Raw genomic sequence first — 16345 nt, 5'->3', positions numbered from 1 at the left:
CTCGAAAGGAACCCATGACCCGGCACATCGACCTGACGGCGTTCGCCTACGGCCTGCCCAAGGCGGAGCTGCATCTGCACCTCGAGGGCACGCTCGAGCCCGAGCTCAAGTTCGCCCTGGCGGAGCGGAACGGGATCGAGCTAGCCGAGAAGACGGTCGAGGACGTCCGGGCGACGTATCGCTTCACCGACCTGACGAGCTTCCTCGCGGTGTACTACCCGGCGATGCAGGTCCTGCAGACGGCCGAGGACTTCCACGACCTCGCCTGGGCCTATCTCCAGCGGGCGCAGCAGAACGGCGTCGTCCACGTCGAGATGTTCTTCGACCCGCAGGCGCACACCAGCCGGGGGGTGCCGTTCGAGAACGTGATCGGCGGGTACCGCCGGGCGGCCCTCCGCGCCCAGGACGAGCTCGGGATCTCGGCGGAGCTCATCCTCTGCTTCCTCCGCGACTTCTCGGCGGAGTACGCCATGGCGACCCTGATGGAGGCGCTGCCCTACCGGCAGTGGATCGTCGGCGTCGGCCTGGACTCGGACGAGCGGGACAACCCGCCGGCGAAGTTCGCGGGCGTCTTCGCCAGGGCCAAGGCCGAGGGCTTCCTCCTCACCATGCACTGCGACATCGACCAGGCCGGATCCATCGAGCACATCCGGCAGGTGATCGAGGAGATCGGCGTCGACCGGATCGACCACGGCACCAACATCGTCGAGAACGAGGCCCTGGTCGAGGTCGTCCGCGAGAAGGGCCTCGGGCTCACGTGCTGCCCGGTGTCCAACTCGTTCGTGACCGAGCAGATGAAGGCGGAGGAGATCGTCGGCCTCCTCCGCCGAGGGGTCCGGGTGATGCTGAACTCCGACGACCCCGCGTACTTCGGCGCGTACGTGGCGGACAACTACGTCGCGCTCGCCGAGCAGGCGGACCTCGGCCCGGCGGAGCTCGCGCAGCTCGCCATCAACTCGTTCGAGGCCTCCTGGCTGCCCGCCGGCAGGCGCTCGGCGTACGTGGAGCGGGTGCGCACCTACGCGGCGGAGCAGGGCGTGCAGCTGCCCGCCTGAGCCGGGGCCGGCGGCTCGGGCCGGTCCTGCGGCGTCAGGAGCGGGCGAGCCGCCAGACCCGGTCGCGCGAGAACGGCGTCTCGTAGGGGCGGCGGCCCAGGGCGCGCGCGATCGCGTTCCCGAGCGCCGCGGCGACCGGGTTGTACGGCGACTCGCTCATCGACTTCGCCCCGAACGGGCCGAGGTCGTCGCTCGTCTGCGCGAAGAGGACCTCCGTGCGCGGGATGTCCGCGAGCTGCGGGACGCGGTACATCCGGAACACGGGGTTGAGGATCCGCCCCTCCCCGTCCAGCACGACCTCCTCGTAGAGGGCACCGCCGATCGCCTGCGCCGTGCCGCCCTCCACCTGGCCGCGGCACTGCTCCGGGTTGATGACCGTGCCTGCGTCCGCCGCCTGCACGGACTGGAGGATGCGCACCGTCCCGGTCTCGACGTCCACCGCGACGCGGAAGGCCTGCACGTTGAACGACAGGGATCGGAGGTCGCCGTGCTCGCTGCCGTCGGTCCGCAGGCCGTCGCCGTGGCGCCGCTCGGGAGGGCCCGCGGCGATCAGCTCGGGGAAGCCCAGGAGCCGGTCCCCCAGGCGCACGCCGTCCGCCTCGAGCACGGCCGAGGCCGCGTCGGCTCCCGTCAGCCTCGCAGCGGCGCGGATCAGGACCTCGCGCAGGGATCCCGCGGCGGCCGCGAGCGCCTTCCCGGCGACCGTCGTGCCGGCCGAGGCGAACGCGCCGGTGTCGTACGAGGCGGCGTCCGTGTCCGACTGGCGGATCCGGATCCGGTCGAGGGTCGTCCCGAGGACCGTCGCGGCGATCTGCTGGTGGACCGTCGTCGTGCCGTTGCCGAACTCGGTCGTGCCGACGCCGACCTCGTACGCGCCGTCCGGGCGGACCGTCACAGTGACCGTCGACGAGTGCCCGCGCGGAGCGAGCGTCGCGATCATCGACGCGGCCATGCCCTCCCCGACCCGCCACCGGTCCCCTTCCGGCGCCGCCACGCCGTTGCCGCGGGCGAGGGCGGCCTGCGCGAGGTCGAGGCACTGGTCGAGGCCGTAGCTGCCCCAGATCAGGCCGTCCTCGGCCTCGCCGTGCCCGGTGAGGATCGGCTCGCCCTCGCGGATCGCGTTGATCCGGCGCAGCTCGAACGGGTCGATGCCGAGCTTCTCGGCGAGCTCGTCCAGAGCGGACTCGACCCCGAAGATCACCTGTCCGAGCCCGTAGCCGCGGAAGGCGCCCGACGGGACGTTGTTCGTGTAGACGACCTCGGCGTCCACGCGCTTCGCGGGCGCCCGGTAGAGGCTGATCGACTCCGCGAGGGAGTGGAACAGGACGCCGCGCGAGTGGTTCCCGTAGGCCCCTGTGTCGCTGAGGACGTCGACGGCGAGCGCGGTCAGGCGGCCGTCCCGGGTGGCCCCGGCGCGGACCCGGACGCGGAACGGGTGCCGCACGCTGGTGCGCTGGAACTCCTCCGTGCGGCTGAACTCCCAGGCCACCGGGCGGCCGGTCCGCAGCACCGCGAGCCCGACGAGGTCCTCGGCGAACAGCTCCTGCTTCCCGCCGAAGCCGCCGCCGACACGGCCGGTGAGCACGCGCACGCGGTCCTCGGGCAGGCCGAGGATGCGGCTCAGCTCGGCGCGGGTCAGGAAGGGCACCTGGGTGCTCGAGCGGATGACGAGCCGCCCGTCTTCGTCGAGGCGGCCAAGGGCGCCGTGCGTCTCGAGCTGGGCGTGCGAGACGCGCTGCGTGCGCCACTCGCCCGACACCGTCGCATCCGCCCGCGCGAACTCGGCGTCGAGATCGCCGTAGCCGCTGTGCACGGCGGCGATGACGTTGCGGGCCGCGTCGTCGACGCGATCGTCCGCCGTCCGGTCCGGGTGCAGGACGGGCGCGCCCGGGCTCCTGGCCTCCTCGGGATCGAAGACCGCGGGGAGCGGGTCGTACTCGACGTCGATCCGCCGGCACGCCTCCTCGGCGGCCCCGGCGGTCTCGGCGACGACCGCCGCGACGCGCTGCCCCCGGAAGCGCACGATGTCGTCGAGCATCCGGGTGTCGTCCGGGTCGTCGTCGCGGTGCTCGTGCCGGCCGGTCGAGTAGCGGACATCCGGAACGTCGCGGTGGGTGAGGACGAGCACGACCCCGTCCACCGCCTCCGCCCGGGTCGTGTCGATGGACGTGATGCGCGCGTGCGGGTGGGGACTGCCGAGCACCCGCAGGTGGAGCAGGCCGGGCACGTCGACGTCGAACGTGAAGGGCTCGGCGCCTGCGACGACCCGGCGGGCCGCCGGCGGATGCACCGAGCGGCCGACCGCCCCGCCCGCCTCGATCGGCGCGGGCAGGCCCGTGGACCCGAGGTTCTGCGCGCCCCGCCCCGTCGACCCGCGGTCCTGCGGGCCCCGCTGCCGGCGGACGCCGTCCCGGATCGAGTCCTCGATCGCGCGGTACCCGGTGCACCGGCACAGGTTGCCCTTCAGCCGGCGCGGGAGGTCGTCGAGGTCCTCCTCCCTGAAGGTGGAGGCGGTGACGACCATGCCCGGCGTGCAGAACCCGCACTGGAAGCCGAAGTGCTCGACGAACGCCTCCTGCATCGGATGCGGGTCGTCGGGGGTGCCGAGGCCCGCGACCGTCGTCACCTCCCGGCCCTCCAGGCGCTGCGCGGGGAAGATGCAGGAGTGGACGGGCTGGCCGTCGAGGAGGACCGTGCAGGCCCCGCAGTCGCCCGCGTCGCAGCCCTTCTTCACCTCGAAGCGGGCGTTCTCGCGCAGCACCGTGCGCAGGCACTGACCCGGGCGCGGCTCGGCTTCGACGTCCTCGCCGTTGACGCGGAACCTCACGCGGCCTCCAGCTCCTGCCGGATCTCCTCCGCGAGCACGGCGCTCACGCCTCGGCGCCAGTCGGACGTCCCCAGCGGATCGGTGTAGTAGCCGGGCGCGCCGAGCACGTCGTGGCGGAGCTCGTCGGCTCCGGGGAGCGCGCGGTAGCGAAGGACGGTCGGCGCGGCCGTGGCGGCGGTCACGGCGAACACCGCCGAGCCGTCCGGATCGACCCGGCCCGTGAGGACCGCACCCGAACGCCCGAGCTCGGCGAGGGCGATCTTCCGGAACCCTGTGCTGGCACGGAGGGCGTGCTCCGGGAGCTCCACCGCGCGGAGCACCTCCCCGGCGGCGAGGCGATTCGTGCCGTTCCCGGTCACCAGCTCCGCCACCGGCAGGCGGTAGTCGGTGCCGTCCGGCCGCCACACCTGCGCGACACCGTCGAGCGCGACCGCGAGCGCGACCATCCCCGCCGCGGCGAACGAGCGGCAGACGTTGCCGCCCACGGTGGCGACGTTCCAGACCTTGAACGAGGCGAGCAGGGCGTTCACGCACTGCTCGAAGAGGGGCTGCGCCGGCCAGCGGGGCTGCCGGGGAAGCGCGACGAGCTCGGCGAGGGTGCACGTCGCCGCGATCCGCAGCCCGCCCTGCCGCGGGAGCTCGAGTGAGGGCCAGCCCATCCCGGTGAGGTCGACGAGCCCGGTCACCTCGGGCTGGGGCTCCGAGTAGAGCCAGGTGCCGCCGGCGAGGATGCGCTCACCGGGAGCGAGGGCGAGGTCCTCCCGTGTGCGGGCGAGGCGATAGCCGATGACGGTGTTGAGATCCACGGCTCGCCTCCCTTCCTGCCCGGGCGGATCCAGTGAACCCCACCGGTGTGTCGGCGGTGTTACGCCGTCCGGCCAGGCCGGACCCGTCGCCGGCTCACAGGCCGGCCCCGGCCTCGGTGCGCGCGCGATGGATGGGGCCCTCCGTCTCCCGCAGGGCGATCCCGGTGCCTCCCGTGCGCACCGCGAGCACCTCCGCGAGCACGGAGACCGCGGTCTCCGCGGGGGTGGCGGCTCCCAGGTCGAGGCCCATCGGCGAGTGGAGCCGGGCGACCGCCTCCTCCGGGAGGCCGAGGTCGAGGAGGGCGCTGCGGCGGCGCTCGGCGGTGCGCCGGGACCCCAGCGCGCCGATGTACGCGAGCGGCCGGCTGAGGGCCTCCCGCAACAGGGGGAGGTCGAAGCGGTCGTCGTGGGTGAGGACGCAGACGACGGTGCGGTCGTCGGTGGGCGTCCCGGCGAGGTAGAGGTGGGGCCACTCGGGAACGACCTCGTGCGCATCGGGGAAGCGCTCGGGCGTGGTGAACGCGGGGCGGGCGTCGCACACCGTCACGCGGTAGCCGAGCGCCCTGCCGGCCGCGGCGAGCGCCGCGGCGAACTCGACGGCACCGAACAGCAGGAGCCGTGGGGCAGGCAGCGCCGACTCGACGAACAGCCGCAGCGGCGTCCCGTCGCACTCGAGGTCGACCCCCTTGCTGACGCCCGTCGCGACCTGGGCGTCGATCGCGGCGCGCACCCGTGCCGGTTCGAGGCCGGCGTCCCGCAGCTCGCGGTCGGCGATCTCACCCGCCAGGCCGCGCCCGGCGCCCCAGGCGATGCTCCTCCCGAGGAGTGCCGGCGGACCGCCGACGACGGTGGCGATGCCGGCGGCACGTCCCCTCGCCGCCTCCTCGAGCTCCGCGCGGACGCATGCGGAATCGGGAATGTGGACGACGACGTCGAGCTCGCCTCCGCAGGCGAGCCCCACCGCGAGCGCCTCGTCGTCCCCGAAGCCGAACCGGGAGACCTCGGCCAGGCCGGTGTCGAGCACCCGCTCGCACGCCTCCACGGCGGCGGCTTCGACGCATCCGCCGGAGATGCTGCCGAGCACGTGTCCGCCGGCGAGCGCCATCGACGTGCCGATGTCCCGGGGCGCGCTGCCCAGCACCTCGGTCACCGTCACCACGGCCACCGGCTCGCCCTCGCGGGCGGCGGTGAGCAGCCGCTCGGCGATCTCCAGCATCCGTCTCTCCTTCCGGCGGCGCAGGCCTGCCCATCCTGCCCGATCGGGGCACCGTACCCGCACGGCAGCGGGCCGGCCCTCGCTCGCTGTGTGGAGGGGATGCTAGCGTGCAGGCCACCGGACCGCGGAGGGGCAGGATGCCGAAGTTCCTGATCGCCACGCACCCGATCACCGGGCACATGCTCCCGGGGATCCCGATCGTCCGCGAGCTCGTGCGGCGCGGCCACGAGGTCCACTGGTACTGCGGACGGAAGTTCCGCGAGCAGGCGGAGGCGGCCGGCGCGAGGTACGAGCCGTACCGGCAGGCCTACGACTTCGACGACTCGGACTACAACCGCGCGTTCCCCGGACGCGCGAACCTGAGCGGTCTCGACCAGATCCGCTTCGACTTCCTCCACCTCTTCATGCGGCAGATCGCGGCCCAGCACCGCGACCTGACGCGCGTGCTCGCGCAGTTCCCCGCCGACGCCGTCGTCGGGGACACCGCGATGCACGCGGTGCTGACCCTGACCGAGACGGGCGGGCCTCCGAACGCCATCTACAACGTCTCCTGCCTCGGCCTGCCCGGCCGGGAGGTCGCTCCGTTCGGTCTCGGGCGCCTGCCCTCGGCCACGCTTCCCGGACGGATGCGCAACCGCGTGCTCCGCACGGTCGCGTCGCGCGTCGTCTTCGGAGCGGTCTCGGTCGAGCTGGCCCAGCAGTGCGTCGCGGTGGGCGCGGCCCCGCGCGCCTTCGACGGTCCGCCCGCGTCCCCCTATCTGTACCTGCAGCCCTCGGTGCCGGGATTCGAGTACCCGCGGTCCGACCTGCCGCCGCAGGTGCACTTCGTGGGCTCGCTGGTGCCGCCGGCGCCGGACGTCGCGCTACCGGAGTGGTGGGAGGAGGCGACGACGAGCGAGCGCCCGGTGGTGCTCGTCACCCAGGGCACGGTCGCCACCCGCCTGCGCGACCTCGCGCTGCCGGCGATCCGCGGGCTCGCCGGCGAGGACGTGCTCGTGGTGGTCGCGGGCGTCCGGCAGCCGGAGGCGCTCGGCAGCCTTCCGGCGAACGTCCGCACCGCGCCGTTCGTGCCGTTCGGTCCGCTGTTCCCGCACGTCGCCGCCTTCGTGACGAACGGCGGGTACGGCGGCGTCCAGTACGCGTTGTCATCCGGCGTGCCGATCGTCGCGGCGGGCACCACCGAGGACAAGGCGGAGGTCGCGAACCGCATCTCGTACAGCGGCGTCGGCATCAACCTGCGCACCGCGACCCCGCGGCCCGGTCAGGTGCGGGACGCCGTGCGCACGGTCCTCTCGGAGCCCGGATACCGGGAGCGCGCGAGGGAGCTGCGCGACGAGCTCGCGGCGCACGACGGCCCCGCCGAGTCCGCCGGCCTGCTCGAGCGGCTCGCCGCGACGCGACGCGCGGTGTTCCGCTGACCCTCCCGCGCCGGCCCCCGGTCGCCCTGCAGAATGCGTCCATGCGACGGACGCCGCTCGGCACTGCCTCGATCGTCCTGGCGGTCGCCGCCGTGGCGCTCTGGCTGTTCTCGTACTCCTGGATCCTCGGCGGGCTGATCCCGATGGACGCCCTCGTGGGCCTGCCCGTGTCGCCATGGCTCGTCGGCGAGGTCGCGGCGATCCCGCTCGGGACCTGCGCGGTCGTCCTCGCAGTGCTCGACCTCCGCCGGCGCCGCGGGTCCCCGCGAGCCGGAGTGCGCGGGGCGGCGTGGGCGGGCGGACTGGCAGCGCTCCTGTCGCTCATCAGCGTCGCCTGGCCTGCTTCCCTGTAACACCGCTGTCGCACGCTCCTGGTTGAATGCGGCGAGCGGCGCTCGACGGAACGGGGACGACATGGCGGAACGGCTCGACCGGGTGGTGCGCGGGCGCCGGGTCCTCGTGGACGGGTCCTTCCGCCCGGCCGCCGTCGGGATCCGCGAGGGGCGCATCGCGGCCGTCGCGCAGGTCGACGCGGAGCTGAGCGCCGGCGAGGTGACCGACCTCGCGGACGACGAGGTGCTGCTCCCCGGGCTGGTCGACACGCACGTGCACATCAACGAGCCCGGCCGCACCGAGTGGGAGGGGTTCGCGACGGCCACGAGGGCCGCCGCGGCCGGAGGGGTCACGACCCTGATCGACATGCCGCTCAATTCGATCCCGCCCACTGTGGACGTGCCGGCGCTCGAGCTGAAGCGGGATGCGGCGCGGGCCGCTTCGGTGGTCGACGTCGGGTTCTGGGGCGGGGCCGTGCCGGACTCGCTCGGCTCGCTCCGGCAGCTGCACGACGCGGGAGTCTTCGGCTTCAAGGCGTTCCTCTCCCCGAGCGGCGTCGACGAGTTCCCGGAGCTGTCGCGGGAGCAGCTGCTCCGGGCGCTCGAGGAGATCGCGGGCTTCGGCGGCCTCCTCATCGTGCACGCGGAGGATCCGGCCGTGCTCGAGCGCAGCGGCAACGAGGGCGGCCGCAGCTATCCCCGCTTCGTCGACTCCCGCCCGCCCGAGGCCGAGATCAGCGCGATCGAGGCGGTGATCGACGGCGTGCGCAGGACCGGCGCGCGGGCGCACATCCTGCACCTGTCCGCCGCGGACGCGCTTCCCGTGCTCGCCGCGGCCAAGGCCGAGGGACTGCCGGTGACCGCGGAGACATGCCCGCACTACCTCGCGCTCGACGAGGAGCACATCCCGGACGGAGCGACCCAGTACAAGTGCTGCCCGCCCATCCGGGACGCCGCGAACCAGGACGCGCTGTGGCGAGGACTGCTCGACGGCACCCTCGACTTCATCGTCTCGGACCACTCCCCCAGCACTCCGGAGCGCAAGTTCGCGGGCGACGGGGACTTCTCGGTGGCCTGGGGCGGCATCGCAGGGCTGCAGCTGGGCCTGCCGGCCGTGTGGACCGCGGCGCGCCGGCGCGGCATCCCGCTCGAGCGGGTCGTGCGGTGGATGGCCGAGAACACGGCCCGATTCGCCGGCCTTCCCGACCGCGGGCGGATCGCCGCGGGAGCGCAGGCCGACCTCGTGGTCTTCGCCCCCGACGAGCCGCTCCACGTCGACGCCCGCGGGCTGCTCCATCGCAACCCGGTGAGCGCCTACGACGGGGCGGATCTCTCCGGTCGCGTCCGCGCGACCCTCCTGCGCGGGCGCCCCGTGAACCCGGAAGGTCCGGCTGCGGGCCGGCTCCTGAAGCGGCCGAGATGATCGTCCCCGACTACCCGATCCGCACCGAGCGGTTGCTGCTGCGCCCGCTCACGTCGGACGACCGCGAGGCGCTGCTCGCCTACCGGTCGATCCCCGAGGTGTGCCGGTACGTGCCGTTCGAGCCGATGGACCTCGCCGAGATCGACCGGCGCATGGGCGGGATGTGGGCGGTCACCTCGCTGCCGGAGCAGCCGGGCGCCAACATCACGCTCGGCGTCGAGCACGACGGGGTCCTCGTCGGCGACGTCGTCCTCATGCGCCCTGCCGAGCCCGAGGGAACCGCCGAGATCGGCTACATCTTCTCGCCGGACGTCGCCGGTCGCGGGTTCGCGACGGAGGCGTGCCGCCCTCTGCTCGCCCTGGCCTTCGACGACCTCGGGATGCACCGCGTGATCGGCCGGCTCGACGCCCGCAACGCGCCCTCCGCCCGGGTGCTCGAGCGGCTCGGGATGCGGCTCGAAGGCCACTTCGTGGAGGACGACTGGTTCAAGGGCGAGTGGTCGAGCACCCTCGTCTACGCGCTGCTGGAACGGGAGTGGCGGTCGCGGTAACACCGCCGACACACGCCTCTGCCAGGCTCGCGTCCATGGCCATCGTGCTCGGATCGAACCAATACGGGAAGGCGGAGACGCGCGTCGTGCGCATCGTCCGCGACACCCCCCGCCACGAGATCGTCGACCTCAACGTGACGACTGCGCTGCGCGGGGACTTCTCCGCCGCGTACCTGGAGGGCGACCAGTCGTCGGTGCTCCCCACCGACACCCAGAAGAACACCGCCTTCGTCTGGGCCAAGACGCACCCGGTGGATCCCGTCGAGGAGTGGGGCCTCTCCCTCGCGCGTCACTTCACTGACGACGTCGAGCCGGTGGAGTCCGCTCGGATCGAGATCGAGCGCTTCGACTGGACGCGGGTGACGGTCGGCGGCGTGGAGCACGACCACAGCTGGGTCCGCAGCGGCCAGGAGGTCCGCACTGCGGCGATCACGGTGGAGGCGGGCGCCGCCCACGTCGTGCAGGGGGTCAAGGACCTCGTCCTCCTCAAGTCCACCGGCTCCGCCTTTAAGGACTTCCTCACGGACGAGTACACGACGCTCGCCCCGACCGATGACCGGGTGATGGCCACATCCCTGGTCGCCAAGTGGCGGGTCAGCGGCGACGACGTCGAAGGGACCGACTGGAACGCGATGTACGCGGGCGTCAGGCAGGCGATGCTCGAGCAGTTCGCCACGGTGCACTCGCTCGCCCTGCAGCAGACGCTGTGGCACATGGGTCGCGCGGCGCTCGAAGCCCACCCGCGGATCGCCGAGATCCGGCTCGCGGCCCCGAACAAGCACCACTTCGTCGTCGACTTCACGCCCTTCGGCGTGGAGAACTCGGGCGAGGTGTTCCACGCGGCCGACCGCCCCTACGGCCTCATCGAGGCGACCGTGGTGCGCGAGGGCGGTCCGGAGGCCGGCGACGCGTGGCGATCCTCGGCGGGGCTCGCGTGAGCGCCGAGGACCGCGGCTGGCTGGAGCGGACGGTCGAGCTCGCTCTGGCCAACGTCGCGGGCGGGGGCGGTCCGTTCGGCGCGCTGGTCGTCCGGGACGGCGTGCTCCTCGCCGAGGGCGCGAACCGCGTGACGGCGAGCCTCGACCCGACGGCGCACGCCGAGGTCGAGGCGATCCGGGCGGCCTGCCGGGCCGTCGGCGACTTCTCGCTGGCGGGCGCCACGCTCTACACCTCGTGCGAGCCGTGCCCGCTGTGCCTGTCCGCGGCGCTGTGGGCGCGCGTCGACCGGGTCGTCTACGCGGCGGACCGCGAGGACGCGGCCCGCGGCGGCTTCGACGACAGCGCGTTCCACGAGCTGTTCCGCAGGGACCGCTCGGAGTGGCACCTGCAGATCGACGGTCACCGCATCGACGTAGCTCCGGCGCCCTTCGACGCCTGGCTCGCCCTCGAGAGCCGCACCGACTACTGACGGTCGCCGTCGCGCTCGTCGCCCTCGCCCTCGCGCTCGTCGCCCTCGCGCTCAACAGGCGGTTTCGCCGTCAACAGCAGCGGAGGCGGCGTGTCCCCCTGTCCGAGGCAGGACCGCCTGTTGAGGGCGAGCAGTCCGCCGGCGTTCAGGACCCGCGGTAGGTGGAGTAGCCGTACGGGCTGAGCAGGATCGGGACGTGGTAGTGGTCCGGACCGGTCACCGTGAAGGTCACCTGGATCTCCGGGTAGAAGGTGTCGCGGCCGCTCGCCTCGAACCAGTCCCCCGTCGCGAAGAGGAGCCGGTACACGCCCGGCTCCACCAGGTCCGGGCCCAGGTCCGGCACGCGGCCGTCGGCGTTCGTCTCACCCTTGCCGACGGCGGCCCAGCCCTCCGGCGTGCGCGCCTGCAGGGCGACCGCCACGCCCGAGGCGGGTCGGCCAAGGGCGGCGTCGAGGACGTGCGTCGTGATGTGGCTCATGCCGTCCCCTCGGGAAACAGGTTCCGGAGCCGCAGCTCCATGATCTGGCGCAGCTGCTCCTTCGCCTCCTCGGCCTCCTGATCCGGCGAGTTGGTGAGCCGGCGCTGCAGCTCGTCCGCCACCTCCTCGCGGGTCCGCCCGGCGACCCGGATGAGGAACACCCGGCCGAACCGGTCCTCGTACACCCGGTTCCCGCGCGCGATCGCGGCATCGAGGCCCTCCTCGGCGGCGCCGAGCCCGGCCTGCTCGCCCGACGACAGCCGCTGAGCGGACCCCTCGCCCTGCGGCCGCTCGCCGATGCGCGGATGATGCGCGACGGCCTCGTCGAGCTCGGCGTCCGACAGCGGCGTCGCGGCGGCCCGGCCGATGTCCACCAGCTCCTCGACGTCGCGGTACGGCGCCCTCGCGGCGACCTCGTCCACCCAGCGCGCCACGCCGAGCGCCGCCGCGAGCCGCTCGCGCAGCTCCGTGTCGGGAACCTCCAGCACCCGGCCTCCGTTCCGTCCGTCGCGTGCCGTTAACTGTATCCGTGGCCTCCGCGACCCTCCCCGGGCTCATCCTCGCGGCCGGGGGCGGCCTCCGCTTCGGCGCTCCGAAGGCCCTGGCGCGCAGCGAGGACGGCGAGCCGTGGCTGCAGCACGCCGCGCGCGCACTCGCGGACGGCGGCGCGGATCCGGTGATCGCCGTGCTCGGCGCCTCCGCGGAGGCGGCCGCCGCTCTCGTGCCGGACAGCGTCCGGACCATCGTCGCCGAGCGGTGGCGGGAGGGCATCGCCGCGTCCCTCGCTGCCGGACTCGAGGCCGTCGAGGCGCTGCCGGCCGTCGCCGTGGTCGTCACCCTGGTGGACCTGCCCGGGCTGCCGGCCTCCGCCGTGCGCCGCATGACCGGGGGCGTCGGCGACCCGGGGATGCTCCGGCAGGCCGTCTACTCCGGCCGCCCCGGTCACCCGGTCGTCATCGGGCGGGACCACTGGCGACCACTCCGCGAGGCGCTGTCGGGCGACCACGGCGCACGGCAGTACCTCGTGGCCGCGGGCGTCGAGGAGATCGAGTGCGGTGACCTGTGGTCGGGCGAGGACGTCGACCGACGCTGATCGGGAGTCCGCGCTCAGGCGGCGGGCGCGCCCAGCGCCGCCGCCTCGAGCGCCCGCCAGGCGAGGAGCGCGCACCTCGCGCGCAGAGGGTAGCGGCCGACGCCGGCGAGCGCCTCGGCGTCGCCGAGCCCCGGATCCTCGGTGCCCTCGGGCGCCTGCACGAGGGCCTGCACCCGGCCGACGAGCGCGGGGACCTCGGCGACCGGACGGCCGGGCACCAGCTCGGCGAGCATCGACGCGCTCGCCTGCGACACCTCGCACCCGATGCCGTGCCACTCGAGCTGGGCGATCCGGCCCCCGTCCACCGAGATCCGCATCGTGACGTCGTCGCCGCATGTGTCCGAGCGCATCCGCGCCTCCTGCCATGCGCCGTCGTGCGGCGATCCCTGGAACCCCGCACGCCGGCGGGCGTGATCGGCGAGCACCTCGCGGCGCAGGTCAGGGGTCACCGGACCTCCAGCTCGCCGAGCTCGGTGTACCGGCGATCGATCGCCGACACCCGAGCGGCTCCGCCCTCGCCGACCGCCGCGAGCACCGCTCCCGCGAGGACGCTGACGAGACTTCCCGCCACGGCGTAGCTGTCGAACGCCGACGGCGAGCGCGTCGGGACCTCGATCGTCGCGGAGAGGACGCCGTCGTACCGGCGTCCCGACGGGTCGGTGACGAGCACCCCGGTCGCCGGCGAGGCGGCGACGGTGTCGAGGAGGCGCAGGAACCCCGCGGGGCGGCGCTGGAACCCGAGGAGGACGACGACGTCCCCGGACTCGAGCCCCTCGAGCTCCTCCCCCACCGACTGCCCCGGCTCCGGGGCGAGCCGGACGCCGTCGCGCACCTGCGCCAGCTGCTGCCGGAGGTGCAGGGCGACCGGGAAGCCGCTGCGGTGGCCGACCACGAGGACCCGCTTCGCCACGGCGAGACGGGCGGCCACGTCGGTGATGACCCCCGCGTCCAGCGACTCGTAGAACCGGGTGAGGTTCTCCACATCGGAACGGTACTGCCCGGCCAGCCGGTCGTCGACGCCGCGCCCCGGGGCGAGGTCGACCGGCACTCCCCCGCCGCGCTGGGCCCGGAGCAGGTCCCGCACCTCCCGCGAGCCGCTGAAGCCGAGCCTCCGGTACAGGCGGGACACCGTGGCCTTGGAGACGCCCGACAGCCGGGCGAGCTCGGCGGACGAGTAGAGGGCGATCTCGTCGGGGCGGGCCCGGATGAGGTCGGCGACGCGCTGCTCCTGCGGCGACAGGTCGCCGTACGAGGAGGCGACCGCGTCGGAGAGGGTCGTCATCCGCCGTGCCGGTCGGCGACCGCGAGCACGGCCGCCTCGAACGCGTCGAGCGCGGCTCGCACGTCCTCCGTGGTCACGGTCTCGTCCGGGTGGTGGCTGATGCCGCCGTTGCCGCAGCGGAGGAAGAGCATCGCGATGCCCGTGACGGCCGCGACCGCCATCCCGTCGTGGCCGGCGCGGCTCCACAGGACGGGCGGATCCGGGTCGACGGTGCGGATCCCCTCCTCGATCGCCGCCTGAAGCGCGGGGTCGCAGTGCACGGCGTCCGCGCGGTAGAACTCCTCCACGCTCCAGCCCAGCCCGCGGCGGGCGCACACCTCGCGCGCGAACGCGTCGATGCGGCCCCACGCCCCGTCCCGCTGCTCGTCGAACTCGGCGCGCAGGTCGAGGGAGAACCGCGCGGTCCCCGGGACGACGTTGACACCGCCGGGGAAGGCGCGGATGCGGCCGACGGTCCCGATGGTGCCCGTCTCCTTCGCGACGCGCTCGATCTCGACGACGATCTCCGCGGCGCCGACCAGGGCGTCCCGCCGCCGGTCGTAGGGGGTGCCGCCCGCGTGGCCGGCTCGCCCGGTCACGGTGAGCGCGAAGCGCCGGGCGCCGGCGATGGAGGAGACGGCCGCGAGCGGCCGGCCGGCGTCCTCGAGGTACGGGCCCTGCTCGATGTGCGCCTCGAGGTAGCCCACGAGCTCCTCGGGCCGGCGGCCGGCCTCACGGATGGCGGCGGGGTCGAGACCGAAGGCGCGTGCCGCATCCGCCAGGGTCGTGCCCTTGCGGTCGGTCAGGCCGAGCCACGCGTCGTCCCAGGTGCCGGCGAACGCCCGGGAGCCGAGCAGCGCGGTCCCGAACCGCGTGCCCTCCTCGTCGGTGAAGCCGACGACCTCGAGCGCGAAGGGCAGGCTGCGCCCGCTCCGCCGGATGCGGTCGACGACCTCGATCGCGAGCATCACGCCGAGCATGCCGTCGTACCGGCCCGCGTCCTTGACGGTGTCGAGGTGGCTGCCGAGCACGAGCGCGGGCAGGTCGGGCTCGCGGCCCTCGAGGCGGCCGCACTGGTTGCCCGCCTGGTCCTGCCACGTCTCCATGCCCGCCTCGCGCATCCATCCGGCGGTCAGCGCGTTGGCGAGCTTGTGCTCGGGCGAGAGCGAGACGCGCTCGAGGGCGTCGGGCAGCGAGGAGATGCGGGCGAGCTCGTCGAGGTGCGCGAGGGCGCGGTCGACGCCGGGCGCCGCGAGCGTCGGCTTCACGCCGCCGCTCCGTACACGTCGAGGGCGGCACCGGTTCCGCCACCGGCCGTCACAGGCGCGCCCGCGCGCCGCAGCACCTGCTCGAGGGCGGCGAGCGTCGTCAGCACGGCGTCGCGCCGCGCGTTGTAGCCCATGGTGCCGATGCGCCAGATCCGCCCGTGCAGGGGTCCGAACGACGTGCCGATCTCGATCCCGTAGTCCTCCAGGAGCTCGCCGCGCACGGCGTCCCCGTTCACGCCCTCGGGGATCTCGACACCGACGACGTTCGTCATCTTGTGCTCGAGGTCGCCGAACGGGCGGAGCCCCAGCCCGCGGACGCCTTCCAGCATCGCGGCGCCGTGCAGCCGATGCCGGTCGACGGCGGCGTCGAGGCCCTCCTCGAGCAGGATCCGGGCGCACTCGCGGGCGCCGTAGAGCATCGTCGTCGCCTCGGTGTGGTGGTTGAGGCGCTTCGGCCCCCAGTAGTCGAGGATCATCGCGAGGTCGAGGTAGTTGCTGCGGATGGGGTCCGACCGGACCTCGGACTCGGCGTCGCGGATGCCGGCCTCGATGCTGCGCCGGGAGTCGATGACCTCGACCGCGCGCGGCGAGAGGGTCAGCGGAGCGCTGCCGGACGGTCCGCCCATGCACTTCTGCAGGCCCGCGCTCACCGCATCGAGGCCCCAGGCGTCCGACTCGACCGGGTTGCCCCCGAGGGTCGCCGTGACGTCGGTGTAGAAGAGGACGCCGAGCTCGCGGCAAACGTGCGAGAGGCCCTCCAGAGGCTGGGCGACGGTCGTGGAGGTGTCCCCGTGCACGACCGCGAGCATCGCCGGTCGCACCTCGCGGACCGCCGCCTCGATCTGCTCCGGCGCGAACACCGTGCCCCACTCGGTCTCGATCGTGTGCACCTCGGCGCCCGCGCGCTGGGCGATCTCGACGAGGAGGTGCCCGAACCGCCCGAACACCGGCACGAGGACGCGGTCCCCGGGGCGCAGGAGCGACACGAGCGCGGCCTCGATGCCGGCGCGGCTGGTCCCGTCGACGAGCAGGGTGGCGTCGTTGCGCGTGCGGAAGACCTGCCGGTAGAGCTCCTGCGTCTCCGCCATGTACCCGGTCATGGCGGGGTCGTACTGCCCGACCAGCTGAGCCGACATGGCGCGCAGGACGCGGGGGTCGGCGGTGATGGGACCGGGTCCCATGAGCAGCCGCGGGGGCGGGGCGATGGGC

17 protein-coding genes are annotated in these 16345 nt (G+C 74.1%); 8 read left to right on the top strand and 9 right to left on the bottom strand.

From position 1 onward, the window contains the following. The first annotated feature begins 14 nt into the window (after positions 1–14). On the top strand, positions 15–1055 hold the full coding sequence (add, locus tag J3P30_RS07300; protein WP_210480260.1) for an adenosine deaminase: 1041 nt from the start codon (positions 15–17) through the stop codon (positions 1053–1055). A gap of 34 nt (positions 1056–1089) precedes the next feature. Here the strand turns inward: add and J3P30_RS07295 are convergent, their stop codons facing one another. The 3 genes from J3P30_RS07295 to J3P30_RS07285 form a co-directional block, all read right to left on the bottom strand. Then, on the bottom strand, positions 1090–3882 hold the full coding sequence (locus J3P30_RS07295) for a molybdopterin-dependent oxidoreductase (RefSeq protein WP_210480259.1): 2793 nt from the start codon (positions 3880–3882) through the stop codon (positions 1090–1092). After that, a complete protein-coding gene (locus J3P30_RS07290; RefSeq protein ID WP_210480258.1) occupies positions 3879–4688 on the bottom strand; it encodes an FAD binding domain-containing protein in 810 nt (269 codons plus the stop codon). Before J3P30_RS07290 ends, J3P30_RS07295 begins: the two co-directional genes overlap by 4 nt. Before the next feature lie 94 nt (positions 4689–4782). Further along, positions 4783–5904, bottom strand: coding sequence for an XdhC family protein (locus J3P30_RS07285; protein ID WP_210480257.1), 1122 nt, complete (start codon positions 5902–5904; stop codon positions 4783–4785). 137 nt (positions 5905–6041) lie between these two features. Here J3P30_RS07285 and J3P30_RS07280 point away from each other — a divergent pair, with 137 nt between their 5' ends. The 6 genes from J3P30_RS07280 to J3P30_RS07255 all read left to right on the top strand — a co-directional run bounded on the left by J3P30_RS07280 (position 6042) and on the right by J3P30_RS07255 (position 11036). After that, complete coding sequence (locus J3P30_RS07280) at positions 6042–7322, top strand: glycosyltransferase (RefSeq protein ID WP_210480256.1); 1281 nt, start codon at positions 6042–6044, stop codon at positions 7320–7322. A 41-nt stretch (positions 7323–7363) separates the two neighbouring features. Then, positions 7364–7675, top strand: a complete 312-nt coding sequence (locus J3P30_RS07275; RefSeq protein ID WP_210480255.1) for a hypothetical protein — start codon at positions 7364–7366, stop codon at positions 7673–7675. A gap of 61 nt (positions 7676–7736) precedes the next feature. Further along, positions 7737–9077, top strand: coding sequence for an allantoinase AllB (gene allB, locus J3P30_RS07270; protein ID WP_210480254.1), 1341 nt, complete (start codon positions 7737–7739; stop codon positions 9075–9077). Next, the gene (locus J3P30_RS07265) at positions 9074–9628 is read left to right on the top strand and encodes a GNAT family N-acetyltransferase (protein ID WP_210480253.1); all 555 of its coding nucleotides are present in this window, start codon (positions 9074–9076) and stop codon (positions 9626–9628) included. The genes allB and J3P30_RS07265 overlap by 4 nt, the downstream gene beginning before the upstream one ends. Positions 9629–9663: 35 nt before the next feature. After that, a complete protein-coding gene (gene pucL / locus J3P30_RS07260) occupies positions 9664–10566 on the top strand; it encodes a factor-independent urate hydroxylase (protein ID WP_210480252.1) in 903 nt (300 codons plus the stop codon). Continuing rightward, the gene (locus J3P30_RS07255; RefSeq protein WP_210480251.1) at positions 10563–11036 is read left to right on the top strand and encodes a nucleoside deaminase; all 474 of its coding nucleotides are present in this window, start codon (positions 10563–10565) and stop codon (positions 11034–11036) included. The genes pucL and J3P30_RS07255 overlap by 4 nt, the downstream gene beginning before the upstream one ends. Before the next feature lie 145 nt (positions 11037–11181). Here the strand turns inward: J3P30_RS07255 and uraH are convergent, their stop codons facing one another. After that, on the bottom strand, positions 11182–11514 hold the full coding sequence (uraH, locus tag J3P30_RS07250; RefSeq protein WP_210480250.1) for a hydroxyisourate hydrolase: 333 nt from the start codon (positions 11512–11514) through the stop codon (positions 11182–11184). Next, positions 11511–12002, bottom strand: a complete 492-nt coding sequence (gene uraD, locus J3P30_RS07245) for a 2-oxo-4-hydroxy-4-carboxy-5-ureidoimidazoline decarboxylase (protein WP_210480249.1) — start codon at positions 12000–12002, stop codon at positions 11511–11513. The genes uraH and uraD overlap by 4 nt, the downstream gene beginning before the upstream one ends. Before the next feature lie 41 nt (positions 12003–12043). Here uraD and J3P30_RS07240 point away from each other — a divergent pair, with 41 nt between their 5' ends. Then, positions 12044–12607, top strand: a complete 564-nt coding sequence (locus J3P30_RS07240; RefSeq protein WP_210480248.1) for an NTP transferase domain-containing protein — start codon at positions 12044–12046, stop codon at positions 12605–12607. A 14-nt stretch (positions 12608–12621) separates the two neighbouring features. Here the strand turns inward: J3P30_RS07240 and sufU are convergent, their stop codons facing one another. Genes sufU through J3P30_RS07220 form a run of 4 tightly spaced genes read right to left on the bottom strand, consistent with a single transcriptional unit; the run spans position 12622 to position 16317 of the window. After that, positions 12622–13056: a Fe-S cluster assembly sulfur transfer protein SufU gene (sufU, locus tag J3P30_RS07235; RefSeq protein ID WP_210480247.1), complete on the bottom strand. Its 435-nt coding sequence runs from the start codon at positions 13054–13056 to the stop codon at positions 12622–12624. Continuing rightward, positions 13053–13889, bottom strand: coding sequence for a MurR/RpiR family transcriptional regulator (locus tag J3P30_RS07230; RefSeq protein WP_210480246.1), 837 nt, complete (start codon positions 13887–13889; stop codon positions 13053–13055). Before J3P30_RS07230 ends, sufU begins: the two co-directional genes overlap by 4 nt. After that, on the bottom strand, positions 13886–15136 hold the full coding sequence (locus J3P30_RS07225) for an allantoate amidohydrolase (protein WP_210480245.1): 1251 nt from the start codon (positions 15134–15136) through the stop codon (positions 13886–13888). Before J3P30_RS07225 ends, J3P30_RS07230 begins: the two co-directional genes overlap by 4 nt. Then, positions 15133–16317, bottom strand: coding sequence for an alanine--glyoxylate aminotransferase family protein (locus J3P30_RS07220; RefSeq protein WP_210481912.1), 1185 nt, complete (start codon positions 16315–16317; stop codon positions 15133–15135). The genes J3P30_RS07225 and J3P30_RS07220 overlap by 4 nt, the downstream gene beginning before the upstream one ends. Positions 16318–16345: the final 28 nt, after the last annotated feature.

The sequence above is a fragment of the Naasia sp. SYSU D00948 genome, assembly GCF_017916515.1.
Lineage (GTDB): Bacteria > Actinomycetota > Actinomycetes > Actinomycetales > Microbacteriaceae > Naasia.
The sequence above is the reverse complement of the archived record's forward strand: the minus strand, read 5'-3'. Positions and strand labels throughout refer to the sequence as shown.

What these genes read in the sequence shown, in the direction of transcription:
- add (WP_210480260.1), top strand. Translation starts at nt 15, where the DNA reads ATGACCCGGCACATCGACCTGACGGCGTTCGCCTACGGCCTGCCCAAG.
- J3P30_RS07285 (WP_210480257.1), bottom strand. Translation starts at nt 5,904, where the DNA reads ATGCTGGAGATCGCCGAGCGGCTGCTCACCGCCGCCCGCGAGGGCGAG.
- J3P30_RS07280 (WP_210480256.1), top strand. Translation starts at nt 6,042, where the DNA reads ATGCCGAAGTTCCTGATCGCCACGCACCCGATCACCGGGCACATGCTC.
- J3P30_RS07275 (WP_210480255.1), top strand. Translation starts at nt 7,364, where the DNA reads ATGCGACGGACGCCGCTCGGCACTGCCTCGATCGTCCTGGCGGTCGCC.
- allB (WP_210480254.1), top strand. Translation starts at nt 7,737, where the DNA reads ATGGCGGAACGGCTCGACCGGGTGGTGCGCGGGCGCCGGGTCCTCGTG.
- J3P30_RS07265 (WP_210480253.1), top strand. Translation starts at nt 9,074, where the DNA reads ATGATCGTCCCCGACTACCCGATCCGCACCGAGCGGTTGCTGCTGCGC.
- pucL (WP_210480252.1), top strand. Translation starts at nt 9,664, where the DNA reads ATGGCCATCGTGCTCGGATCGAACCAATACGGGAAGGCGGAGACGCGC.
- uraH (WP_210480250.1), bottom strand. Translation starts at nt 11,514, where the DNA reads ATGAGCCACATCACGACGCACGTCCTCGACGCCGCCCTTGGCCGACCC.
- J3P30_RS07230 (WP_210480246.1), bottom strand. Translation starts at nt 13,889, where the DNA reads ATGACGACCCTCTCCGACGCGGTCGCCTCCTCGTACGGCGACCTGTCG.
- J3P30_RS07220 (WP_210481912.1), bottom strand. Translation starts at nt 16,317, where the DNA reads ATGGGACCCGGTCCCATCACCGCCGACCCCCGCGTCCTGCGCGCCATG.